Consider the following 22,832-nt stretch of genomic DNA (forward strand, 5'->3'; position numbering starts at 1 on the left):
CAACTGACTTGCTCCGGCCTTGAACGGGCCGCCGGATTGGCCTAAATCCAAGACACATCCGCAACACCGACAAGGCAGCGCATCATGATTTTCCCGTTGAAAGCTTCGAACAAAAGAGCCTTCAACAGGAAACCGCGTCCGCATGCCGTATTCAATCACTGTCAAGAACCTGTCCTGGTCGACACCTGACGGGCACCGCCTTTTTTCCGATCTCAATCTGTCATTCGGACCCGGAAAGACCGGCCTGATCGGCCGCAACGGGGCCGGCAAGTCGACGCTGCTGAACATCATCGCGGGACGGCTGAAACCATCCGGCGGCACAGTTCGCTGCGACGGCCGCGTCGCCATGATGCGGCAACTGGCACAAATCCCCGCCGGCCGGACGCTGGCCGATGTCTTCGACGTGACAGACGCGCTTGCATGTCTTCGCCGCATTGAGTCCGGGCATCCGGCGGCGGATGATCTCGCCCGCGCTGACTGGACGCTGGAGACGCGACTTGACGCGGCTTTTGCGGAGGCCGGATTGACCGGCATTGGCCCGGATGAACCGCTTGCGAATTTGAGCGGTGGTGAAAAGACGCGAGCTCTGCTTGCCGCTTTGCTGTTTCGCGGCACGGACATCATTTTGCTGGACGAGCCGACAAACGACCTTGATGCCGAGGGCCGCGCCGCGGTTGCGCAACTGCTGAGCCGCTGGGGCGGCACGGCTGTTATTGCGAGCCACGACCGCGCTCTGCTCGACGGCATGGACATGATTGTCGAACTCACCGGTATCGGCGCGAGGACCTATGGCGGCAACTGGAGCGCCTATCGCGCCCGAAAGGCTGTCGAACTGCAGGCGGCCGAACACCGAAGCGATGTGGCGGAAAGAAAGGTCCGCGACATCGACGCGCAGGCGCGGCTCCGCCTCGAACGGCAGCAGAAAAGAGACAGTATCGGGCGGCGAAAACGGGCCCGCGGCGATCAGCCCAAACTGCTTCTCGACAGCATGAAACAGCGCGCGCAGAAAACCGGCGGAGCCAGCGCCCGCCTCGCCGGCCGGCAGCGTGATGCCGCCGCACGGCAGGCCGCCGAAGCCCGTGCCGAAATCGAAATCCTGCAGCCCCTTTCAATGGCCCTCGGCGCCACCGGCCTGCCGGACGGCAGGACCGTTGTGGAGGTCACCGGTCTGACGGGAGGCCACGACCCGCAGGCCCCGCTTATCCGCGACCTGTCGCTGCGGCTGGTTGGCCCGGAACGGGTGGCGGTGACCGGTCCCAACGGATCGGGAAAGACGACACTCCTCAAGCTGCTGGCCGGAGACATGCGCCCGCAGTCCGGCATAGTGCGCATGAACGGCCGTTTCGCGGTTCTGGACCAGCATATGCGCCTGCTCGATCCGGCGCTGACGATCCGCGACAATTTCCGCAACCTCAACCCGGACGCCGACGAGAACAGCTGCCGGGCGGCGCTTGCGCGGTTCCTGTTCCGCGCCGATGCCGCAATGCAGAAGGTCGGCACGCTGAGCGGCGGCGAAATGCTGCGGGCCGGTCTGGCGGCGGTTCTCGGCGGACCCGGACCGCCGGACCTTCTGATGCTGGATGAGCCGACCAACCACCTCGACCTGCACGCGGTCCAGGCCTTGGAAGCTGCCCTTCAGACCTATGACGGCGCACTTCTGGTCGTCAGCCACGACCCGGTTTTTCTGGAGAATATCGGCATTGAGCGGACCATCGAACTTGATCCGCCGGACGCTGGTGCGGTCTGAAGCACTGGCTGTTTGAGCGGCATGGCGTTCTCAACCGACGCACCGGTTTTAAGACAGCGCGACGGCTGCGGCCTATTCCCCCGCAAGCGTAACGTTTCGCAGCAGCGCGAATTCTTCCCGCAGGCGCTCGCTGTGTTCTCCCTTGCCGGGCACCGCGCCGAATTGCTGCATTCCGCCCCGGACAATCGAGCCGGGCGACAGCAACTCGACCTCGCTGCCGTTGACCTGAACGGAAATCAGCCGATGCTGCGGGTGAGACAGAAGATCATCGAGATCGCTGAGGCGCGCATGGGCGATCCCGGTTCGCTTCAGGAGGGCAAATGCCTCGTCGCGGCTGACCGTTGCAAAAAACGCGCCGACGCGGCCGTCGACCTCCTTGCGGTTGGTCACCCGCTCGCTGTTGGTCTTCCAGCCGTCCCGTTCGGCAAGTTCGGGCTGCCCCAGCACCTCCCTGCACAGCGCCCTCCACTCCCGGTCGTTCTGGATCGAGATCAGGATTTCCTTGCCGTCCGCACAACCGAAAACCCCATAGGGCGCAATCGTCGGGTGCCTCAGCCCCATGCGCTCGGGCGCCTTGCGGCCGTACCGGTACTGCAGATAGGGAACGTTCATCCAGTCGGCCATCGCATGAAACAGGGAAACCTCGATAACGCGCCCTGCCCCGGTTTTCGTGAGGCCGATAAGCGCTTGCAATATGGCCTGGAACGCCGTCATGCCGGCGGCGATATCGCAGACCGAGACACCGACGCGCGCGGGCCCGTGTTCGGTCCCGTTGATGGCCGAAAGGCCGGTCTCGGCCTGGATCAGCAGATCATAGGCTTTCTGGTCTCTCAGCGGACCCTCAGTGCCGTAGCCGGAAATCGAGCAGATGATCAGCCCCGGATTCATCGCCCTTAGATCGTCGACCGGCAGTCCCAGGCGTTCGAGGGCCCCGGGCGCGAGATTCTGGATAAAGACGTCGGCTTCCTCGAGCATATTGAGAAGAACGCCGCGATCCTCCTCGTCGGTCAGGTCGAGGCAGATGGATTCCTTGCCGCGGTTGATCCAGACAAAATATGCGCTGGCGCCGTTGACGAGATGATCGTAGTTGCGGGCAAAGTCGCCCTCCGGCCGTTCGACCTTGATGACGCGCGCACCGGCATCCGCAAGCTTGCAGGATGCGTAAGGCGCGGCCACCGCATGTTCCACCGATACAACCAGGATGCCTTCGAGATCGCCCATTGCAATTACAGCTCCAAATCGCTTTGCCCTAGTCTCGCGTCCATACGTTGAACCCGCAACAACGGGGTGACTTGAAGAGCTATAGGTTATACCTATTATGGTCCGCTCGATTGGGGGCGTGTGGAGTTCGGATCATGGAGATCAGGCAGCTTGAGTATTTTCGCACCATCGCCGAAAACGGCTCTCTGGCGTCGGCGGCCGAAGTTATCGGAATTGCCCAGCCTTCCCTGTCGATACAACTGAAAAATCTGGAAGGCCGGATCGGCACCCAGCTCTTTGTGCGCTCGCCCCGGGGCGTCACGCTGACCGACGCCGGAGCGGTTCTGCTGGAGCGGGCAAACGAGATCCTGGCCCTGGTCGAACGGACGAAACACGAGGTCCGGCAGGCCGGCGCGACACCGTCGGGAAAGGTGGTTTTCGGATTTCCGTCCTCCGTTTCCATGGTGCTGTCCGTTCCGCTTGCCGAGACAATACGCCTCGAATTTCCGGAGATACGCCTGCGCGCCGTCGATGCCATGAGCGGTTTCATCAAGGAATGGCTTGAGGAGCAAACCATTGACCTGGCTATACTTTATGAGACAAGCGGCCTGAAGAACGCGGAAGTGACAAGACTGCTGGAAGAAGAGATGCACTTTTATGCACCGCCCGATCTGTGGTCGCTGGACACGCCGCCCGGCGAACCGGTCCGGCTTGCGGATCTGAAGGATACCGAACTGGTGCTTCCGTCCAAATCGCACGGATTGCGAATGCTGATCGACCGCGCCACCAAAAGCAAATTCGTGGAGCTCAACATTGTGGTGGAGATGGACTCGCTGACGCAAATCAAGTCGCTCGTCTCCCGCGGCAGCGCGTTTACGATATTGGCGCCCGCGGCGGCGGAAGATTTCGAGGAGCGCGGCGAACTCGTCAGTTCCAAGATCACCGATCCTGTCATCAGCCGTCCGGTCTATCTCGTCCGCAATCCCGAAAAGCCGAAGACAAAAGCCTCGTTTGAAGTGGAAAAGAGCACGATTGAGGTGGTGACCGACCTGGTAAACCGTGGGCACTGGCCAGGTAAATTGCTGAATTCGAAAGAAAAAATTTCGATATAGCTAATATCTATATGGGGCATCCGACCCCTTGAATTGTTCAGACCTCCCCGCATTTCTAAGCTCGCCTCTATTCTAATCAGCCAGGTGGAGGCCAGTGCACGTGAACCAGCATTCATCCGCAGTGCCGTTCTTCCCCTGCGTGATCGGCGGCGAAAAGATCGCGTTTCAGGACTGTGACCGCCTCGATGTGACCGATCCGTCGACCGGCTCGGTGATCGCCCGGATAGCTGCCTGCGGAGACATCCAGATCGACCAGGCCGTCTCGGCTGCGCGCGCGGCGATAGATGGGGGTGCCTGGTCGAAGCTGACGGCAACCGAGCGCGGCAGGCTGCTGCACAAGCTCGCCGAAGCCATCGCGGACAATGCCGGCAGCCTTGCCGAATGGGAAGCGAAAGACACCGGCAAACCGCTGACGCAGGCCAAGGCCGATATGATCGCGGCCCACCGTTACTTCGAATATTACGGCGCCGCGGCCGATAAGGTTCATGGCGAATCCATTCCGTTTCTTGCCGGTCATCAGGTCCAGACAATCTACGAACCATATGGCGTCACCGGCCACATCATACCCTGGAATTACCCTGCCCAGATGATCGGAAGGTCCTGCGCACCGGCGCTGGCAATGGGAAATGCGGTGGTGCTGAAGCCGGCCGAGGAAGCCTGCATCACACCGGTCATGATCGCGGAGCTGGCGACGGAAGCCGGCTTCCCGGCCGGTGCGATCAATGTCGTGACCGGGCTTGGCCATGAGGCCGGCGCGGCCCTCACGGCCCATGCCGGCGTGGATTTTCTCTCCTTCACGGGCTCGCCGGACGTCGGCGTGCTGATTCAGACGGCGGCGGCCAAAAACCACATCGGCTGCACGCTGGAACTCGGCGGAAAATCGCCGCAGATCGTATTTGCGGACGCCGATCTTGATGCGGCGATCCCGGTCCTGCTCAACGCCATCGTCCAAAATGGCGGCCAGACCTGTTCGGCCGGTTCGCGGGCGCTCATACAGGCCGACATCTTCGATGCGGTCACGGCAAGACTGAAAGAGGGCTTTACCGCACTGACCGCCGCTCCCTGGCAGGAAGACCGCAATCTCGGGCCGTTGATATCCCACAGGCAAAAGGAACGGGTCCAGTCCTTCATCGATCAGGGCGGCGGATCATCGGCGCCGCTGATGGCCAGAGGAGCGGTCTCGGAGCGGGCAAACCCGGACGGCAGCTTCGTTGCGCCGGCCCTGTTCGGCCCGGTCGCGGAGGATCATGTCCTGGCGAAAGAGGAAGTCTTCGGGCCCGTGCTCGCCTGTATTCCGTTCGAGGATGAGGACGACGCGGTCCGCATCGCCAATGACACCGATTACGGCCTCGTCGCAAGCGTCTGGAGCCGCGATGGCGCGCGGCAGATGCGTCTCGCCAAGCGTCTGAAAGCCGGACAGGTGTTCCTGAATTGCTACGGCGCCGGCGGCGGCATCGAGCTGCCTTTCGGCGGCATGCGCAAATCCGGCCACGGACGCGAAAAGGGGTTCGCCGCGCTGCACGAGTTCAGCCAGATAAAAACCATCGTTCAGAACCACGGACAATGACGATGCGCCTGTCGGAAAAAACCGCCTTTGTGACCGGCGCCGCCTCCGGGTTCGGCCGGGAAATCGCCCGCCGCTTTGCCCGCGAGGGCGCTCGGGTCGCCATCGTTGATCTGAATGGCGAAGGCGCAAAAACCGTAGCGGATGAGATCGGAGACGCGGCGATCCCGATCACCTGCGACGTATCCGATGCAGCGATGGTCGAAGCGGCCTGCGCCACGGCCATCGAGGCGTTCGGCAGGCTCGACATCGTCGTCAACAATGCCGGCTGGAGCCACAGGAATCAGCCGCTGACGGAGGTCGACTACGACACCTTCCGGCGCGTCTATGCGATCAATGTGGATTCGATCTTCCACGTCACGCAAAACATGGTCCCCCACTGGCGCGCGATCGGCGGCGGGGTGATGATCAATGTCGGCTCCACGGCAGGCATCCGTCCGCGCCCCGGATTGAGCTGGTACAACAGTTCCAAGGGCGCGGTGAACATGATGACGAAGACACTGGCGGTGGAGCTTGCGCCCGACAGGGTCAGGGTCTGCGGCCTGGCGCCCGTCATGGGCGCCACCGCGCTGCTCGAAACCTTCATGGGCATGCCGGATACGCCGGAAAACCGCGCCAAATTCGTTTCGACAATTCCGCTGGGCCGATTGTGCGAGCCTGAGGATATGGCCAGTGCCGCGCTCTATCTCGCCTCGGACGAGGCTCAGTTCATCACAGGTGCGATCCTCGAGGTCGACGGAGGACGAACCATCTAGACGCCCTGTGCAACCGGGTCGCCGGGCATGCGCAACCGCTGCTCCGAGACCCTCAGTTCGAAAAGGCCCGGTCAGCCCACGGGGACCGGGAACAAAAAGGAGGAACCAATGGGTTATTTTCGTACAAAACGGGACGGCGCGCTCGAGCAGGCCGTCGTTGAATACAATGCCGGCCGCGTCAGTCGCCGCGGATTTATCAAGCGGGCGATGGCGCTCGGCGTGACTGCCGGTATGGCCGGCGCGCTGGCGACCGCGTGGTCGGGCAAGGCGCTTGCCCAGTCGACAAAGACATCGTCGAAACCCGAAGGCGAATATGATTTCATCGTTATCGGCACCGGCTCGGCAGGACCGGCCTGTGTCCACCAGCTCGCCGGGAGCGGAGCGCGGATCCTTGTTCTTGAGGCCGGCCGCAATGACGATCTGGAGGAAGTGCACGATTCGCGTCTTTGGGCAGCATCGCTCGGAACGGACGCGACCAAATGGTTTGAAACCCTGCCGGCGACCCATGCCGACGGCCGTCCGCATATGTGGCCGCGCGGCAACGTGCTCGGCGGAACATCGGCGCTGAACGCGATGATCTTCGCCAGGGGGCACAAGTCGGACTACAACAACTGGGCGTCGATGGGCGCGACCGGCTGGTCGTTCGAAGACGTGCTGCCGCATTTCATCGCCATGGAAACCTTCGAACCGGGCGGCAGGAACCGCGGCTCGGGCGGTCCGCTGTTCATCAGCCAGCCCGCCGACGAGCACAAGCACGAAGGCGCACAGGCGTTCATGGATGCATCCGCCGCCCTCGGCTACAAGGAGAACCCGTCGTTCAACTCCGACCGCATGTCGGGTCAGGCCTGGGTTGATTTCAACATCAAGGATCAGCGCCGCCAGTCTTCGGCCACCGCATTCCTGCGTCCTGTCATGGACAGGGGCAATGTGACCGTTCTGACCGATGCCCCGGTCCAGAAACTCGATCTGGACGGAACCAAATGCACCGGCGTGACATATCTTCACAATGGCGAGCCGGTATCGGTCCAGGCGGGATCGGAGGTCATTCTGTCGGCGGGCACCATCGACAGTCCGCGCCTTCTCATGATTTCCGGCATCGGTGTCGCATCCGATCTCAAGGATGTCGGGATCGACGCGGTTGTCGATCTTCCGGTCGGTGTCGGCCTTCAGGACCATGTACTGGGCGCCGGCGTCAATTACGAGGCCAGCGGCCCGGTCCCCGTTTCCCACTACAACCATTCGGAGGTCTATATGTGGGAGCGTTCGGACAGCAGACTGCGCTCGCCTGATATGATCGCGCTCTACGTGTCCGTTCCGTTTGCTTCAACGGGCCACAAGCTGGACTACGAACACGGCTATTGCATTCTGTCCGGCCTCTCCACGCCATCGTCGCGCGGCTATGTGAAGCTGGCGTCGAACAACATCGCCGATGCCCCGATCGTCGAAACCAACTATCTTTCGACCGAACAGGACTGGAAATCCTACCGGGCGGCGACCGAGCTGTGCCGCGAATTAGGCGCGCACGATGCCTATAAGGACTTCCGCAAGCGTGAAGCCCTTCCGCAGAAGGACGGTGATCTGACCGATGCCGAATGGCGCGAATTCCTCGCCGCGTCGGTCAACACCTATTTCCATCCGACCTCGACATGCCAGATCGGCAAGGTTGTCGATCCGGACCTGAAGGTGAAGGGCATCGAGGGGCTGCGCGTGGCCGATGCATCGGTCATGCCGCACATCACCACCTCCAACACCAACGCACCGTCGATGATGATCGGCTGGAAGGCCGGTTCAATGATCGCGGGCGCCTAGGCGGGTTCTCCACCACTCCCGTACCCGCAAGCACCCCGCCTGCACGCTGGAGGCGGGGTCTTTCTTATCATATCCAAAAGTAGGCTTAACGCCGCCCAAGCCGCCGCAACGCCGCCTGATAGACAGGGCGATCGATCATTTTTCCATCAAGCTGGATCGCGCCCCTGCCTTCGGTGAGCGCCTTCTCGAAAGCGTCGACGACGGCCTGCGCCTCGTCAAGCGCGGCTCGATCAACACCAAAAACCGCGTTGAGGACCTCGACCTGTTTCGGATGGATGGCAAAACCGCCAACGGCGCCGCCGTCCCTGCCCATCTCCGCATGGCTGCGGAACCGGTCGAGGTCTTTGAATTCGGCGATTGAGCCAGGATAACCCAACAGGCCGAGGCCCCATTCGGCGGCGAAGCGGCCCAGCACATGGAACGCGGATATGACCGCGTCGGCGCCGGCAGGGCATCCGATACCGGCCGCATAGTCTTCGGTTCCAAGCGCCACGTGGGTCAGCCGCCTCGCAATGGGACCGGGTCCGTTTACAACCGCGTTGAGACCGCCGGGCTCTTCCACCATGGCGATGAGCTTCGGCCCTTTATCGCCATATCTGAGATCGGCCCAGTCGGACAATTGCCGCAGCTGATGGCGGCTTCCCGCCATCGGCAGGACGATGTAATCGATCCCGTCCGGCAGCGCATCGAGGTCATGGCTGATTTCGCCGATATCGGCATTGATGCGCACCGCCACATGCTTTCCGGCCTTCGCCATCACACTGACGGCGCCGGACAGCTGCTTGCGGCCGGCCTGCTTCCGGTCGGGCGCGACACCGTCCTCGATATCGATGCAGACAGCCGCCGCCGGGCCGCTCGCCGCTTTCCCGAACAGGTCGGGCCGCGTTGCCGGAACGAACAATATGCTCTTCATGACGATCAAATCCAGTCCAGTATGGTCCCTTCGCGGTGCTCGATGAAAATGCGGGGACCGTGAGCCTTGTCAACATCGGGTTTGCGCTCCGCCAGTTCGGCGGACTTTGCAATAAGGGCCTCAATGCTCACGACCGGAAGGCCCGTGCCGATCAGGAGCCCGCGCAAGTCCTGCCGCCGTTCATTTACCGCGATGCCGTGATCGGTGACAACCAGATCGACATCCTGTCCGGGCGTCGAAACCGTGCGCACCTTCGGAACCATCTTGGCGAAACCGCCGCCGGTCAGCGTTGTCGTGACGATGGCAAGCTTTGCCCCCTGCGCCGCATCCGGATGCCCCCCGGGACCGCCAAGGATCCGGCCGTCGGCGCCGGTGGAGACATTCACATTGAAATCCAGATCCACCTCAACAGCGCCCAGCAGCATCACGTCCAGGAAATTGACCCGCGCCTCGGGATAGAGCGGGCTCGCATATTCAATGGCGGACATCATCGTGTGGTCGGGGTTCTGTATCGAGGAGCGCACGGCCTCCAGGTCAAAGCACTGGACGTCGTAGATGCGGGAAAAAAGGCCGTCGGCAAGCATCTTGGCGTGGGCGCCGGTCAAGCCGCCGGACAGGAACGAGCCGCGCACCGAGAGTTCCGCCATCCTTTTGCCGATCACCGGCACCGCGCCGAGGGAATAGCCGCCGGCGCCGCTTTGCAGGGACAGCCCGTCCTTTAACAGTCCGGTCGCTTCAATCGCCCGGGTGACATTGTCGCCGATCCCGGCGGCCTGCGGGCTCGCCAGCGGCACGGTCGATCCGGAGCTTATGCCGTCCAGATCTCCGATATGCCTGAACTGAAGAACCGCATCCACGAACTGATCGGGAATGTCGACAAAGGGCAACGGGCCCGAGACGATCTCTCCGGCGGCAACCAGTGTGCGCCGCGCATATCGCACATCGACGGCCGGATAGCCGAGGGGCCCGCAGGCAAGCACTCCGCCGCGACCCGTCGCCGCGCCCTCGACATTCGCCATCGGCGCGGCAACGAAGGCAACGTCGATCGTCAACTGCCCGGACGCCAATGCACGCGCGCGTCCGCCGTGACTTTGCATCAGGGCAATGCGGTCCAGATGCCCCGCCGCGACGGCGTCGGCGACCGGCCCGCGCATATAATCCGTCACGATTGCACCGATCGTCCCGTCCTCTATCGCATCGGCCAGCGGCGCGTGAACCGGGAAGATGGACGACGCACAAATGACGAGGCCCTTGATACCGCGTTCCCTCGCCGTCGCAACGACATGATTGAGCAGCCGGTCGCCGTCGCGGTAGTGGTGATGAAACGACAGGACATGGCCATCGCCGATCTCAAACCGATCGAAAGCCTCGCCCAGTGAACGGATCCGTTTGTCATGCTCATGTGAGGCTTGCCGTTCCGGTTTGACGCTCAAATCAGGCGCCGGCTGACCATGCCGGTCTTGTGAGCCGAGCGGTGTCGTGACCGGGAATCCCGGACCGTTCACCGCAGAGTGGTTCGTTTGGCTACCTTGCCTCATCATTGCTCTCCCCGCCGGCCGCCGCAACGCGATCCTCGACCGTGTTCATAGTCTGCAAATGAGATCATCGCTAAAGTTGTACAACACCATCCGGGCAAGATACGAAAACGGTTAATGCGGCAATGCGCCGCCCCCGCGCCAAAACGAGGGTCCAAGCCTGTGGATTGAGGTGCCGTCCGTGCTCACGGTCGTCGGCCCTGCCGGGCCAACGGCGATGTACTGCAGCGCCGCCCGCACGGTTTCGATAATGTCGTCCGGCGCCAGCCGTGTGATGTCACCCATCGCGGGCCGCCGTCAAAATGCGGATGGCCGGCTTCGGCACCGGCCATCCGTGCAACATCGGCAAGCAGTCACTTCTTGAACATATATGTCTTGGTGTTGGTGAATTCTTCCAGGCCCTCGCGGCCGTTTTCAACACCCATGCCCGATTGCTTGTGCCCGCCGAACGGGATGTCTATGCCGTGGATATGAATCTCGTTGACCCAGACCGTGCCGGCATCGAGACGATTGGCGACCGCGATCGCCTCTTCGCGGTTCGGACCCCAGACGGACGCCGCCAGCCCGAAATCCGTATCGTTGGCATCGTCCACGACCTCGTCGACCTCAGACCATTTGATGATCGGCAGGATCGGGCCAAACGGCTCCTCGCGCACCACCCGGCTGTCCTTGGGCGGATTGTCCACCACCGTCACCGGCACGAAATTGCCGGGCAGGCTCTCGTCGATCTCGCCTCCGAGCGGAACGGAATGCCCCTGTTCCTTCACATCGGCAAACAGGCCCTTCAGCTTGTCATACTGCATCTTGTTCTGGATCGGGCCGAGATCGGTGTTGGGGTCCATCCCGTTGCCGACGGTCTTTTCGGACGCATAGTTCACGAACGCATTCAGAAATTTGTCGTAGAGGCTCTCATGGACATAAAGGCGCTTGATGGCGATGCACCATTGTCCCGAATTACCGTAGGCGGCATCGAACAGCGTCGGAATGAGCGGATCGAAATCCGTTCCGGGCAACACGATCGCCGGATCGTTGCCGCCGAGTTCAAGCGTGATGCGCTTCAGGTTGCTGGACGAGGAAGACATCACTTTCTTGCCGGTCGCGGTCGATCCGGTGAAGGATATCTTGGACACGTCCGGATGCTCGGTCAGCCATTGGCCCTGCTCATTGCCGCCCGAGACGATATTGAGCACGCCCTTGGGGAAGATCTGCTGCGCGATCTCGCCGAACCGCAGCGTCGAAAGCGGCGTGTAGGGCGATGGTTTCATCACCATGGTGTTGCCGGTGATCAGGCACGGGGCGATTTTCCAGAGACCCAGAAGGATCGGGAAATTCCACGGCGTGATCGCGCCCACCACGCCCAGCGGCGTATGCGCCACCTTGACGACATGATCGGCCGTATCCTCGATGACCTCGTCTTCAAGCCGGCGTTTCGCCACTTCCCGGACCCAGAAAATCGCATATTCGACTTCCGTCGTCGCCATGGAGTGGCGCGGCTTGCCCTGCTCGGTGGTCAGCAAGGTGATGAGCTCTTCCTTGTGGGCATCGAGCGCATCGGCATAGGCGGCGATATAGGCGCCGCGCTCGTCCCAGCTTAGCGCCGCCCAACCCGGCTGAGCGGCCTTTGCAGCGGCGATGGCCGCCTCGACCTGATCGCGGGACGCGTTCGGCGCCTTGGCCACGACCGCATCCGTCGCCGGGTTGTAGACATCGAATGTCTCCTCGCTGGCGACCATCTCGCCGCCGATCAGATGCCGGTACTGGCCGGAGAAATCGACCTGGACACTGGGGGTGATTTGCGATCGAACGTTCATTGCATTTCCTCCTGTTGATATTCCGGTTCAGATCTGGTGTCGAATGTGCGGTGAGCGGGCGTAGAGCGCGACCATGGGAAGGATCAGCAGCCCGAACACCGTCTGCTGGGCGGCGTAGTTCAGGCCCATGCCGACAAGGAAAGACGTCAGCACCTGAAGCACCAGGACGCCGATGATCGTCGCGCCGTATCCGCCCGAACCTCCGAGCAGCGACGTGCCGCCGACGACGACCGCTGCAACGGTTGTGAAAAGATAGGGATCGCCCACACCGACGAAGCCGCCGCCGGAGAAGCCGAGCAGCAGGCATCCGGTGATGGCGGCGGTGAGCCCGGAAATCGCATAGGTCGAAACCCAGACCCGGAACTCCGATATCTGCAGCCGCGCCGCCGCGGTCCTGTTGCCGCCCACCGCATAGATGGCGCGCCCGGATCTCGTCCTGTTGATCCAGAAGATCAGAAAGAACGCGATGGCCGCCCAGATCAGGATGACCGGCGGGATGCTGAGCCCGAAGGTCTTGCCGCTGATCGAGGCGATGTTGGAGAACCAGGCCGGAACCTGGCTGAACACCGTGCCGGAATATTGCGAGCCGAGCGTGGTGAAGATCTGCGCGCCGCCGACAACGGCAAAGCCGGTTCCAAGCGTCAGGATCAGCGCCTGCCCCTGGATGCGGTAGCTCAATATCCCGTTGAGAAGACCGATCAGCGTCCCCATTGCCAGGATGATCAGGATCGCGATCGGCGCCGGGATGGCCGTGCCGAAGAGATATGCGAGCAGGATATTGGACGCGCCGATGACAAAGGGAATCGACAGATCGAGCCCGCCGACCGTCGCCACCATGGTCTGGCCGAGGGACGCAAGCCCCAGAAATGCCGCAAGAAGCAGGATCGAGCGAATATTGTTGGCGGAGGCAAAGCCGTCGACAAGAACCGATGCAACCGCGAACAGGGTGATCAGCAGCCCCGCGCCGAGGGTGAGAGCCCTCGCCTCCGGGGATTGAAGGATGTTGACAAGTCCGTCTCGGTTTACCGTCATTTCGCCTTCCTCGAACTTAATCTGTCGCGGCCGCTATACCGGTTCACGCCGCGCGCAGGCCCGGCACCCTCGTTGCCAGCGCAAGCATCAGCGAAACCACGAGCATCAACCCGTAGAAGAGCTGGGTCATGAAGCCGGAAATCGCACCGAAATTGAACGACGACAGAACCACGAACACCAGATACATGGCGATCGCGCCGAGAACCGATCCGGTGATGCCGCCCTTGCCGCCGGCAAGCGATGTGCCGCCGAGAACGAGCGCCGTAATGGCCTGCAGTGTCAGCGTGTTTCCCTGTGTCGGATCGCCCGATCCGATAAGACCCGTCAGGCAAAGCGCCGCCAGCCCGGCAAAAACGCCGGCGATCAGGTGGGCCGCGAAACGCGCCTTCACGATGTCGACGCCGCTGGTATAGGCGGTCCGCTCATCGGCCCCCATCAGGCGGATGTGCTGGAAGATCGCGGTGCGCTGGAACAGATACCAGATCACGAACGCGGCCAGCAGAATATAGAGGACGGGGCTGAGCAGCTCCGTGCCCCAACCCCAGTTGCCGAGCCATTCCGGAGCAAATCCGCCGGGTCTTGCAAGGATCACCAGATTGACGCCGGAAAGGATCATGAAGCCTGCGAGCGAGGCGATGATCGGCGAGATACGGACATAAATGATCAGGATCGCCAGCAGCGCCTGCCACGCGCACGCGGCAAGAATGGCATAGCCGAAGACCAGCACCGGATGGACGATCCCGTTATCCGCCAGCCACACGATGATCGTGACATTGACGAAGCCGATCAACGGTCCGATGGAAAGGTCGACACCGCCGCGCCCTGCAATCGCCACCGGCGTGATCGCCACCGCGGCGAGGATCAGCGGGGCGGCGACAAGGACCGCGCCCGCAAGACCGACATAGGTAAAGGTCTGCGGCGCCCGGATCGCGGCGATCAGTCCCAGAACGACAACAAGACCGAACGGGACGAGGAGATGGCCCATGCGCGCTGCAAGTTTATCCATCACGCGACCCCCTCCTCTTCCGGTTCCTCATCGAAGACGACCGCCTGCGATTTGCCGAACATGGCCGCCAGCAGGTTGTCCTCGGTCATTCGGGACCGGTCCAGGCTGGCGAAAAGACCGCCCTCAAAGAACACATCCGCCCGGTCGGCAAAGTTGAAGAACTCCTCGATCTCGGTCGACAGATAGACGACCGCTCCGCCGTTGGAGGCGAAGTCCCTGAGATGTTTGTAGATGTCCTGTTTCGTGCCGATATCGACGCCGCGCGCCGGATCGTTCAAGATGATGACCTTGGGCGCGGAGGCGAAGGCGCGCGCGATGAGGATCTTTTGCTGGTTGCCGCCCGACAGCGTCGTGATCTTGTCGGATCGCCTGCCGTATTTGATCGAGAGGCGCTCTTCCTCGACCGAGAAAATGTCGTTCAGGCCGCCCCGGTCGATAAGACCGAATCTATCGCTGACATTGCGGTAAAGGGCCATGCCGAAATTTTCCAGGATCGACAGGTTCTGAAAGGTGCCCTCCAGTTTCCGGTCGCCCGACACATAGGTAATGCCGGACTCCGTCGCTGCCGCAAGGTCGCCGATCGTGTGGCTCGCGGTGGATGCGTCCCAGACACGAACATCCCCCTCGGCCGCCTGCCGGATGCCCGCCAATATGCTGACGAACTCCGCCTGCCCGGCGCCGTCCAGACCGGCGATGCCGACAATCTCCCCCGGATAGACGGCAAAATCGATGGGCGCGGCGTCGGCCCGCACGCGGACCTGGCATGCTTCCAGCGCCGGTTTCTGGGCCGTGGAGACGACTTTCTTTTCACGGGCGCCGGCCGCCATCTGCCGCGTGTCGGCGGACATCAGGCGAAGCAGATTGTCTTCGGTGATTTCGGCCTTTTCCAGCCGGCCGACCGTCTGACCGTCGCGCAGGATGGTGGCGTTGTCGGCGATCTTCACAAGCTCCGCGATGCGGTGGGTGACGAGCACGACGCAGGAGCCGGCCTGTTTCAGCGCCACGATCTCCTTGTGCAGGCGGTTGGTGGCTTCGAGATCGAGAGCGGCCGAGCTTTCGTCAAAAATCAGCAGTTTCGGTTTGCGCAGGATGGCGCGCGCGATCACGATCCACTGCTTGACCGCCAGCGACAGGGCCGACACCGGCGTGTCGGGATCGATATCGGCCTCCGCCAGCCGCTTGAGGATCTCCCGCGCCAGGCGCTTTTTTTCCGAAACCGGTTTTGTACGCCGCCATGTGCCGTCGGTGCCGGCAAATATGTTCTCCCAGACCGTCAGGTCCTCGGCGACCATGATCTCCTGATATATGGTCGCAATGCCCGCCGCGATCGCCTCGGACGGCGAAGTGGGATGCGTGCCGAGCACATCCACGCGTCCGGCATCGGGCAGGACGACGCCCGATATGACCTTGGCCAATGTGCTCTTGCCGCTGCCGTTCTCGCCGACGATCGCATGAACCTCGCCGAGGCCGGCATGGATGGACGCGCCGACAAGCGCGCGTGTTTCGCCGAAGGATTTTTCGACATTCCGTATGGAGATCGCGTTCATCGATGCCCCCGGCGGGCTGCGGTCGGCGAAAAGGCCCCCGCCGCGAGGCGGGAGCCGGTTCCGGTCAACCTTCAGTTGGACGCTTTCCACGCGAGCGGATCGCTTGGACGCAGGAAGTATCCGGCAGCCTTGTCATTGGGGAACCAGATGTCGATCCCCGGCTGGATGTAGTCGGTCGAGTCGACCGAGCAATCATCGGCCAGCGCCGCCGTGTAGTCGTCCGCTTCCACCCGGTAGACGCCGCGAAGGATGGACTGAACCTTGGGACCCTGGTTCTGCAGGGTGCGGATCACGGAGTTGAAACCGAGCTCCATCTCATCGCCGGGAGGCCAGATCTGAAACGCATGGCTGATCCAGCCGGGATTGTTCTTCAGGTAGCAGGCCGCTCCGGCTGAACCGGCAAGCGAGATCGGCATCACATCGCGGCCCGACTGCAGAACGGCCTTCAGCACACCGGTCTCCTGCGATCCCTGGGCGATAATGCCGTCGATCTTCGTCGGATTGGTCGCCAGGAATTTCTGCACTTCCGTCTGTGCGACCTGGTCGGTCCAGTTGCCCCAGACCTGACCGACGAGCTTGGCGTCCGGGAACTCTTCCAGAGCCCTCTTGGCGCCGGTGTCGAAGCTCTCGGACGACGCCGCACCCGCGATACCGGAGACAAGCAGGAAATTGCCCTTGCCGCCGACTTCCTCGATCATCGCCTTGGCGATCTCATAACCGCCGAGCGTATAGTTCGAGGATGCGTTCAGCGCCTTGTCCGAGGTCAGATAACCGGAATAGGAAAAGACCACGACGCCCTTCGAATAGGCGTATTCGACGGCCTTGTTCAACGCCACCGGATTGGAGCAGCACACGATAATGGCATCGACGCCCTGATCGACCAGCTGGCGCATCTGCTGGATCTGACGCGCATCGTTAAGGTCCGACTGGGTGACGATAATATCCTCGACGAGCCCCGCTTCCTTGTAGACCGGAAGCAGCTCTTCGGTCAGGCGTTTCAGGCCTTCCGCACGCCAGGTATTGCCTGCATAGGAGCTTGCATATCCGATTTTCCACGGTGCTTCGGACCTTGGCGTCCAGTCACGATAGGCGGACGCTTCGATGGGCTGTCCCTCATCCACGCCCTCATAGGCCGCGGCCAGATCAGCAGGCAGTTCATCGAGACCTTCCGCAATCGCGGCAGTGCTCAATGTCAGTGCCGACACCAGGGCCAATGAAGCTGAAAAACCTCTCCGCATGGTATCCTCCCTCTAGAAGTTAGGCACGCTTGAATGCCTGCCTTTCTATGCCGGCGATTTTGCCTTTTTCGCCACGCAGGAAGGAATAGCCCCGATGGCAATCGGAGCTATAGATAATAACTATAGGTAAGGCTGCAGCGGATGGTCGGCTCGAAGCAGCCTGCGATCAGACCTCACAAACAGCGCCGTTTCCGGCCTTTTCTCGCCCAGCGGCCAGCCCATAGAGGCATCGGGCCAGAGCCTTTGCCTATAGCGGTTTCACACCCGGCCGCCGCACCGCGACAATCAGGGTGAAAAACGGGATTGGTATGCTGTCTTCAATATCCTTGAAGGAACACAGCGCGTCGGGTTCGTCCGCAATCCCAATCATTGCGGCAATGCAGGGACCAGCAGCTCTGCGGGAACCGACAACGTCGCACCGCCATCGACCGGGATCACGGCGCCCGTGATGTAGCTGGCGCGGTCGGACGCCAGGAACAGACAAAGATCGGCCACTTCCTTGCTGGTGGCCGCCCGGCGGAGCGGGACACTGGCCAGCCGCTGCGCCTTGATCTCAGGCGTGGGCGCGAGACGGCGGAACCCTTCGGTGTCCTCGACCGGGCCCGGGACAACCGAGTTGACCCGGATCCCTTGCGGCCCCCATTCCAGCGCAAGCGTGCGGGTGATCTGATCGACGCCTGCCTTCGCGGCACAGACATGGGCCTGGCCAATCATGGGACGGGAGGCGGCGGCGGCGCTGATGTTCAGGATCACACCGGGCCGTGTGAGGTAACGGTGGCTCGCGAGCATGACGTGGTGGGTGCCGAGCACGTCGATTTCGAGGACGGCGCGAAAACCGTTGGAACTTATGTCCTGCGCTCTCGCCGGAAAATTGCCCGCCGCGCCCGAGACAACGACGTCAATCGGTCCAAACCGGTCGACGCACTCGGCGAAGGCGGCCTCAACCTGATCGGCATCGCGCACGTCCGCCGTCCTGCCTGCCGCGTCCAGGCCCAGAGCGGAGAGCTCGGCCACGGTGTCCGCGACTTTGCCGGCGGAGCGGGACATGACAAAGACGCAAGCGCCCGATTGCGAGAAGCCGCACGCGATGCCGCGGTTGATCCCGCTGGTGCCGCCGGAGACCAGCACGGTCTTTCCGGTCCCTTCGAAGAGCAGTGCCTCATCTGACATTGGACAAGACCACCGTCGCTGCGGCCGAGAACATTCCGCCGACGCCATGCACGGCGGAAATCTCGGTGCCTTTGATCTGCGCAGGCGAGGTCCCGCGCGGGGATTCCGCAGCCTCGGGGATGATCAGCGGTGGAGGGCCTTGAATTTCAGTCACGCTTCGGGATGCTCGCACGGAATTGCTTGCGATGGTTATCGATATTAAGTTAGCATATGTTACGATAATAGATTAGCATGTGTATAATACGCATGCAACTGATTATCGTCCCGCATATCCCCGTCTGACCCCACCGAAGGACCAAAAAATGTCGCACCAATCGGCCCTGTCCCTGACCGAGGACCGCCGGATCGAAAACGAGGCCGGTCTCATCTTCCAGCACGTCGCCCGGCAGCGGATCAAACTCCTTGATTCGCTCCTGTCGCCGCATGGCCTGACGTCCGCGCAGGTGTATCTGATCAACTGGCTCCTGAAGCGCGACGGCCTCACTCAGATCGAACTGGCGCGGCTCCTGAACATCGGTACGGTTGCGGTCAGCGGGATGGTGGACCGTCTGGAAGCCGCCGATTGGGTTGAGCGGCGGGCACACCCGTCGGACCGGCGGACCAAACGGGTTTTTCTCAAGCAATCCGCCACGGCCAAGGAACAGGTGCTGAGCGAAGCCGCGGCGCGGGTGAATGAAGCCTCTTTCGAGGGATTGTCCGAGGCAGAGGTCGACCAGCTCCTGAACCTGATGCGACGGGTCCGCGGAAACCTGAAAACCGCTCTTGACGGCGACGCGCCCGATTTGGTCTCGAACGCCCCCGGTTAGATCTTCCGTGCTTCGCCTTGCCAGAAGGCCGCCCGAAGCGCGCGCTTTTTGATCTTGCCCGCTTCGTCGCGCGGGAAATTCCGACATTTCCGGATCAGCTTTGGCAGCATGTAGGTTGCAATCCTTGGCTTGAGGAAGGCAAGCAGTGCATCCGGGTCCAGGTCTGTCCCGTCCGCCGCCTGGAAGACGGCCGCAACAGCCTCGCCGCCAGCCGCGTCGGGGATACCGAACACGGCACAGTCGGTGACCCCGGCGTGGGCAAGGATCGCGGCCTCGACCTGAGCGGGATAGATATTGACGCCGTTCGCGATGATCATGTCGGTCTTTCGATCGCTGATGAAGAGGTACCCGTCCGCGTCGAGATAGCCGATATCGCCGACGCTGACCAAATCGCCCGACCCGGCTTGCGCACGCGCCTCGGGCGCATTGAGATAGGTGAAGTCCGGGATATCGTCGCGTTTCCCGTAAATCTCACCGCTGACGCCTGGCGGGCAGGGATGGCCGTCCTCGTCCAGAACCGCGACCCGGGCCGTCGGCACGGCTTTGCCGACCGTGCCAGGCCGTTCAAGGGCGTCTTCGCTGGTCGCGAATGTCAGCGCGCTGGTCTCGGTCGATCCGTAATACTCGTAGATCACCGGCCCCCACCAGCCGATCATAGCGCGCTTGATCTCCGCCGGACAGGGCGCGCCGGCAATGACCACGTGGCGCAGGCTCGACAGGTCATATCTCCGGCGGGTTTCGTCGGGCAGACACAGGAGGCGTTGCAGCATCGCAGGGACAAGGAAGGTCGTTGTGATCCGATGTTCGGCAATCTCGGCCAGCATCGCCTCCGCGTCGAACCGGGCGGGCAGGACAAGCGCGCCGCCGGCTTGAAACGTGCCCTGCAAAAACCGGTTTGGGGCGGAGTGGTAGAGCGGCGCGACGAGATGGGTGCGCATGCCCGGCGCGAAGAATGCATCATAGGCAATCGGTGCGGGACGCGTTGCGGCAAGACGTTGGACGCCTTTCGGGCGCCCTGTCGTCCCGGACGTGTAGATCAGAGGATAGGTTTCGACCTGCGTCGGTCCTGTGATTGGCGGGTTTTGCGCGATCAGGGTCGTCCATTCCAAAGCCTGCGCCGGCACGACGGCGACGGCGGGGTCGATCTTGAACGCGGCACGGACAGGCTCAGGTGTCTTCACAAGGATCACCGTCAGACCTGCCTGCAACTCCGCGCTCATCTGATCCGCAACCCCGTGCCAAAGATCGGCATGCGCGACGAGGATGCGGGTATCGCTATCGGTCAGAATGTAGGCAACGTCATCGGCCTTGAGATGCCAATTGATGGGTAAAGTCACCGCTCCGGCCAGCCGGACGGCTTCGCTGGCGACCAGCATGGCGACGTCATTGCGCATCAAAAGGGCAACGCGCGCACCGGTCGCGCCATGGGCGGCAAGGCCCGAGGCTGCGCGCGCCGCGTCATCCGCGATGCATGCGGCTTCGAAACGCGTCCCGGCGAAATACACATGTCCTGCCATGATCTGCCCCGCTCTCTGCCCTGGAATCGCTGCGCTCGCTTCAGAGCGCCCTCTTCGCGCCGCACAGCAGTATGGCAAGGCAAGAAAGCGCCGATGCCTCGCGCTCCAACAGCGCCGAAAGGCCCGCCATTGGCGCCATTTCGGCTTGCTTTCAAGGCATTTAATTCGCTTGCTATTTATTTGCAAGTGTATTATTTTTTGCCCCGCATTCCGAAGCCACCCGAGCCACCAGTTTAGAGGTCCAGATATGGACGGTTCCACACCACCAAATCATAAGCTCCTGGACGGCAAGGTCGCCATCGTGACCGGGGCCGGGCGTGGAATCGGGCGTGACATCGCTTTGTTGCTGGCGCGGCACGGCGCCTGCGTGATGGTCAACGATCTGGGCGGAGGCGCTGCCGGGGGCGGCAACGATACGGGCCCGGCTTCGGGCGTTGTGGACGAGATCGAGGCGGCGGGCGGCGCAGCGATGTCGAACACAACCAGCATCACCGAGTTCGCCAATGCCGAAGCCATGGTCACGCAGGCGATTGAACGCTTCGGGCGCCTCGACATCGTCGTCAACAATGCCGGAATCCTGCGCGATGTCATCTTCCACAAGATGACGGAGGAGGATTGGGATGCGGTCACGGCCGTGCACCTCAAAGGCTCTTTCAATCTCGCCCGCGCGGCGGCGCCGGTCTTTCGCAAGCAGAAATCGGGGCGCATGATTCATATGACCTCGAATTCCGGACTGATCGGCAATTTCGGTCAGGCCAATTACATCGCCGCCAAGCTTGGCATCGTCGGGCTGTCGCGGGCGATTGCGCTGGATATGGCCCGGTTCAACGTGACCTCCAACGTGATAGGCCCGCAGGCCTGGAGCCGGTTGATCGGCGTGATCCCGACCGACACCGAGGAGGAAAAAGCACGTGTCGAGCGCTTCAAGCGCATGGCGCCGTCGAAGATCGCCAACCTGGTCGTGGCGCTGGCCGCCGAGGATGCACAGCATATCACGGGCCAGATCTTCGTCTGCCGCAGCAACGAGATCCACCTGATGAGCCAGCCGCGGCCGGTACGCTCCCTTGCCAATCCGGAAGGCTGGTCGCCGGAGACGATCCTCGAGACTGCCTTTCCGGCGATGGAAGGCGCGCTGACCCCGCTTGAGTGCTCAAACGATGTCTTCGGGTGGGAGCCGGTCTGATGAATGTGCAGGACCGGTCGGTGGGGTTTCGCAAGACGCTGGAAAACTATCCTTTTCCGCAGGTCACCCAGAGTTACACGGAGAAGGACTGCGTTCTGTACGCCTTGGGTGTGGGATTCGGCGAGAACCCTCTGGACAAGGCCGAGTTGCCGTTTGTCTTTGAAGAGCCGGCGCTCAAGGTGGCGCCGTCCATGGCGGCGGTGCTGGCAAGCCCGGGGTTTTGGGCCCGGGATCCGCTATCGGGCGTCGATTGGCGGCGTTTTCTTCACGCCGAACAGGAGGTGATCCTTCACCGCCCTCTTCCGACCGCGGCAACGGTCTCGGCGACCACGCAAGTCACGCGGATCATCGACAAGGGCGCAGACAGGGGCGCGCTGATCTATCTTGAGCGGGTGGTGCGCGACGACGCCGGCCCGCTGGCCACGGTGCGCGTGGTAAACCTGGCGCGCGGAAACGGCGGCTGCGGCGGTGACGCGGGACCCCAACCCAGGCCGCATCCCCTGCCCGCGCGCGCCGCGGATGCGACGATCGAGACCCGGACGGATCCGCGCTCGGCGCTGATCTACCGGCTGTCCGGCGATCCCAATCCGCTGCATGTCGACCCGGACCTTGCCCGGATGGCGAGCTTCGAGCGACCGATCCTGCATGGGCTTTGTTCTTTCGGGGTCGCCGCGCGCGAAATTCTGGCCGGCTTCTGTGACTATGCACCCGATCGGCTTCGAGCCCTCAAGCTGCGGTTTTCGAAACCGGTCTATCCGGGTGAAACGCTTCGGCTGGAGCTGTGGCGGGACGGTGATGTCGTCTCGTTCCGCGCCACGGTCGCCGACCGCGATGTGGTTGCCTTCGACAATGGCCGGGCAGAGATCGGCTGAATCATGAAGTCAGGG

19 protein-coding genes are annotated in these 22,832 nt (G+C 62.5%); 8 read left to right on the forward strand and 11 right to left on the reverse strand.

Annotated elements, in window-relative coordinates:
* Positions 1–142: 142 nt before the first annotated feature.
* Positions 143–1,747 carry an ABC-F family ATP-binding cassette domain-containing protein gene (locus AC5E6N_RS01200; RefSeq protein ID WP_491746081.1) on the forward strand — a complete coding sequence of 535 codons (1,605 nt, stop codon included), beginning with the start codon at positions 143–145 and terminating at the stop codon, positions 1,745–1,747.
* 72 nt (positions 1,748–1,819) lie between these two features.
* Here the strand turns inward: AC5E6N_RS01200 and AC5E6N_RS01205 are convergent, their stop codons facing one another.
* Complete coding sequence (locus tag AC5E6N_RS01205; RefSeq protein WP_491746082.1) at positions 1,820–2,968, reverse strand: CaiB/BaiF CoA transferase family protein; 1,149 nt, start codon at positions 2,966–2,968, stop codon at positions 1,820–1,822.
* Between the two features lie 134 nt (positions 2,969–3,102).
* Here AC5E6N_RS01205 and AC5E6N_RS01210 point away from each other — a divergent pair, with 134 nt between their 5' ends.
* From AC5E6N_RS01210 to AC5E6N_RS01225, 4 genes are all read left to right on the forward strand, one after another.
* Entirely contained in the window at positions 3,103–4,059 is a 957-nt protein-coding gene (locus tag AC5E6N_RS01210; RefSeq protein ID WP_491746083.1) for a LysR family transcriptional regulator, read from the forward strand.
* Positions 4,060–4,198: 139 nt separating this feature from the next.
* On the forward strand, positions 4,199–5,626 hold the full coding sequence (locus AC5E6N_RS01215) for an aldehyde dehydrogenase family protein (RefSeq protein ID WP_491746146.1): 1,428 nt from the start codon (positions 4,199–4,201) through the stop codon (positions 5,624–5,626).
* A gap of 2 nt (positions 5,627–5,628) precedes the next feature.
* Positions 5,629–6,378, forward strand: a complete 750-nt coding sequence (locus AC5E6N_RS01220; protein WP_491746084.1) for an SDR family oxidoreductase — start codon at positions 5,629–5,631, stop codon at positions 6,376–6,378.
* Between the two features lie 108 nt (positions 6,379–6,486).
* Positions 6,487–8,187: a GMC family oxidoreductase gene (locus tag AC5E6N_RS01225; RefSeq protein WP_491746085.1), complete on the forward strand. Its 1,701-nt coding sequence runs from the start codon at positions 6,487–6,489 to the stop codon at positions 8,185–8,187.
* Between the two features lie 85 nt (positions 8,188–8,272).
* Here the strand turns inward: AC5E6N_RS01225 and AC5E6N_RS01230 are convergent, their stop codons facing one another.
* The 9 genes from AC5E6N_RS01230 to AC5E6N_RS01270 all read right to left on the reverse strand — a co-directional run bounded on the left by AC5E6N_RS01230 (position 8,273) and on the right by AC5E6N_RS01270 (position 18,439).
* Positions 8,273–9,100, reverse strand: a complete 828-nt coding sequence (locus AC5E6N_RS01230; RefSeq protein WP_491746086.1) for an HpcH/HpaI aldolase/citrate lyase family protein — start codon at positions 9,098–9,100, stop codon at positions 8,273–8,275.
* Positions 9,101–9,105: 5 nt separating this feature from the next.
* A complete protein-coding gene (locus AC5E6N_RS01235; RefSeq protein WP_491746087.1) occupies positions 9,106–10,533 on the reverse strand; it encodes a citrate lyase subunit alpha in 1,428 nt (475 codons plus the stop codon).
* Positions 10,534–10,749: 216 nt separating this feature from the next.
* The gene (locus tag AC5E6N_RS01240; RefSeq protein WP_491746088.1) at positions 10,750–10,920 is read right to left on the reverse strand and encodes a hypothetical protein; all 171 of its coding nucleotides are present in this window, start codon (positions 10,918–10,920) and stop codon (positions 10,750–10,752) included.
* Positions 10,921–10,988: 68 nt separating this feature from the next.
* Complete coding sequence (locus AC5E6N_RS01245; RefSeq protein ID WP_491746089.1) at positions 10,989–12,446, reverse strand: aldehyde dehydrogenase family protein; 1,458 nt, start codon at positions 12,444–12,446, stop codon at positions 10,989–10,991.
* 27 nt (positions 12,447–12,473) lie between these two features.
* Positions 12,474–13,478: an ABC transporter permease gene (locus AC5E6N_RS01250; protein WP_491746090.1), complete on the reverse strand. Its 1,005-nt coding sequence runs from the start codon at positions 13,476–13,478 to the stop codon at positions 12,474–12,476.
* Between the two features lie 43 nt (positions 13,479–13,521).
* Positions 13,522–14,484 carry an ABC transporter permease gene (locus tag AC5E6N_RS01255; protein WP_491746091.1) on the reverse strand — a complete coding sequence of 321 codons (963 nt, stop codon included), beginning with the start codon at positions 14,482–14,484 and terminating at the stop codon, positions 13,522–13,524.
* Positions 14,484–16,031 carry a sugar ABC transporter ATP-binding protein gene (locus AC5E6N_RS01260; protein ID WP_491746092.1) on the reverse strand — a complete coding sequence of 516 codons (1,548 nt, stop codon included), beginning with the start codon at positions 16,029–16,031 and terminating at the stop codon, positions 14,484–14,486. The genes AC5E6N_RS01255 and AC5E6N_RS01260 overlap by 1 nt, the downstream gene beginning before the upstream one ends.
* A gap of 71 nt (positions 16,032–16,102) precedes the next feature.
* Positions 16,103–17,269, reverse strand: coding sequence for an ABC transporter substrate-binding protein (locus AC5E6N_RS01265; protein ID WP_491746093.1), 1,167 nt, complete (start codon positions 17,267–17,269; stop codon positions 16,103–16,105).
* Positions 17,270–17,635: 366 nt separating this feature from the next.
* Positions 17,636–18,439: an SDR family oxidoreductase gene (locus AC5E6N_RS01270; RefSeq protein ID WP_491746094.1), complete on the reverse strand. Its 804-nt coding sequence runs from the start codon at positions 18,437–18,439 to the stop codon at positions 17,636–17,638.
* Positions 18,440–18,741: 302 nt separating this feature from the next.
* Between AC5E6N_RS01270 and AC5E6N_RS01275 the strand changes: the two genes are divergently transcribed.
* Entirely contained in the window at positions 18,742–19,245 is a 504-nt protein-coding gene (locus AC5E6N_RS01275; protein WP_491746095.1) for a MarR family winged helix-turn-helix transcriptional regulator, read from the forward strand.
* Here the strand turns inward: AC5E6N_RS01275 and AC5E6N_RS01280 are convergent.
* A complete protein-coding gene (locus AC5E6N_RS01280; protein ID WP_491746096.1) occupies positions 19,242–20,762 on the reverse strand; it encodes an AMP-binding protein in 1,521 nt (506 codons plus the stop codon). The genes AC5E6N_RS01275 and AC5E6N_RS01280 overlap by 4 nt on opposite strands.
* Before the next feature lie 247 nt (positions 20,763–21,009).
* Between AC5E6N_RS01280 and AC5E6N_RS01285 the strand changes: the two genes are divergently transcribed.
* The gene (locus tag AC5E6N_RS01285; RefSeq protein WP_491746097.1) at positions 21,010–21,945 is read left to right on the forward strand and encodes an SDR family NAD(P)-dependent oxidoreductase; all 936 of its coding nucleotides are present in this window, start codon (positions 21,010–21,012) and stop codon (positions 21,943–21,945) included.
* On the forward strand, positions 21,945–22,817 hold the full coding sequence (locus AC5E6N_RS01290; protein ID WP_491746098.1) for a MaoC family dehydratase: 873 nt from the start codon (positions 21,945–21,947) through the stop codon (positions 22,815–22,817). Before AC5E6N_RS01285 ends, AC5E6N_RS01290 begins: the two co-directional genes overlap by 1 nt.
* Positions 22,818–22,832 lie beyond the last annotated feature (15 nt).

This window comes from Hoeflea sp., assembly GCF_984452065.1.

What these genes read in the sequence shown, in the direction of transcription:
- AC5E6N_RS01200 (WP_491746081.1), top strand. Translation starts at nt 143, where the DNA reads ATGCCGTATTCAATCACTGTCAAGAACCTGTCCTGGTCGACACCTGAC.
- AC5E6N_RS01205 (WP_491746082.1), bottom strand. Translation starts at nt 2,968, where the DNA reads ATGGGCGATCTCGAAGGCATCCTGGTTGTATCGGTGGAACATGCGGTG.
- AC5E6N_RS01210 (WP_491746083.1), top strand. Translation starts at nt 3,103, where the DNA reads ATGGAGATCAGGCAGCTTGAGTATTTTCGCACCATCGCCGAAAACGGC.
- AC5E6N_RS01220 (WP_491746084.1), top strand. Translation starts at nt 5,629, where the DNA reads ATGCGCCTGTCGGAAAAAACCGCCTTTGTGACCGGCGCCGCCTCCGGG.
- AC5E6N_RS01225 (WP_491746085.1), top strand. Translation starts at nt 6,487, where the DNA reads ATGGGTTATTTTCGTACAAAACGGGACGGCGCGCTCGAGCAGGCCGTC.
- AC5E6N_RS01230 (WP_491746086.1), bottom strand. Translation starts at nt 9,100, where the DNA reads ATGAAGAGCATATTGTTCGTTCCGGCAACGCGGCCCGACCTGTTCGGG.
- AC5E6N_RS01240 (WP_491746088.1), bottom strand. Translation starts at nt 10,920, where the DNA reads ATGGGTGACATCACACGGCTGGCGCCGGACGACATTATCGAAACCGTG.
- AC5E6N_RS01245 (WP_491746089.1), bottom strand. Translation starts at nt 12,446, where the DNA reads ATGAACGTTCGATCGCAAATCACCCCCAGTGTCCAGGTCGATTTCTCC.
- AC5E6N_RS01250 (WP_491746090.1), bottom strand. Translation starts at nt 13,478, where the DNA reads ATGACGGTAAACCGAGACGGACTTGTCAACATCCTTCAATCCCCGGAG.
- AC5E6N_RS01255 (WP_491746091.1), bottom strand. Translation starts at nt 14,484, where the DNA reads ATGGATAAACTTGCAGCGCGCATGGGCCATCTCCTCGTCCCGTTCGGT.
- AC5E6N_RS01260 (WP_491746092.1), bottom strand. Translation starts at nt 16,031, where the DNA reads ATGAACGCGATCTCCATACGGAATGTCGAAAAATCCTTCGGCGAAACA.
- AC5E6N_RS01265 (WP_491746093.1), bottom strand. Translation starts at nt 17,269, where the DNA reads ATGCGGAGAGGTTTTTCAGCTTCATTGGCCCTGGTGTCGGCACTGACA.
- AC5E6N_RS01270 (WP_491746094.1), bottom strand. Translation starts at nt 18,439, where the DNA reads ATGTCAGATGAGGCACTGCTCTTCGAAGGGACCGGAAAGACCGTGCTG.
- AC5E6N_RS01275 (WP_491746095.1), top strand. Translation starts at nt 18,742, where the DNA reads ATGTCGCACCAATCGGCCCTGTCCCTGACCGAGGACCGCCGGATCGAA.
- AC5E6N_RS01280 (WP_491746096.1), bottom strand. Translation starts at nt 20,762, where the DNA reads ATGGCAGGACATGTGTATTTCGCCGGGACGCGTTTCGAAGCCGCATGC.
- AC5E6N_RS01285 (WP_491746097.1), top strand. Translation starts at nt 21,010, where the DNA reads ATGGACGGTTCCACACCACCAAATCATAAGCTCCTGGACGGCAAGGTC.
- AC5E6N_RS01290 (WP_491746098.1), top strand. Translation starts at nt 21,945, where the DNA reads ATGAATGTGCAGGACCGGTCGGTGGGGTTTCGCAAGACGCTGGAAAAC.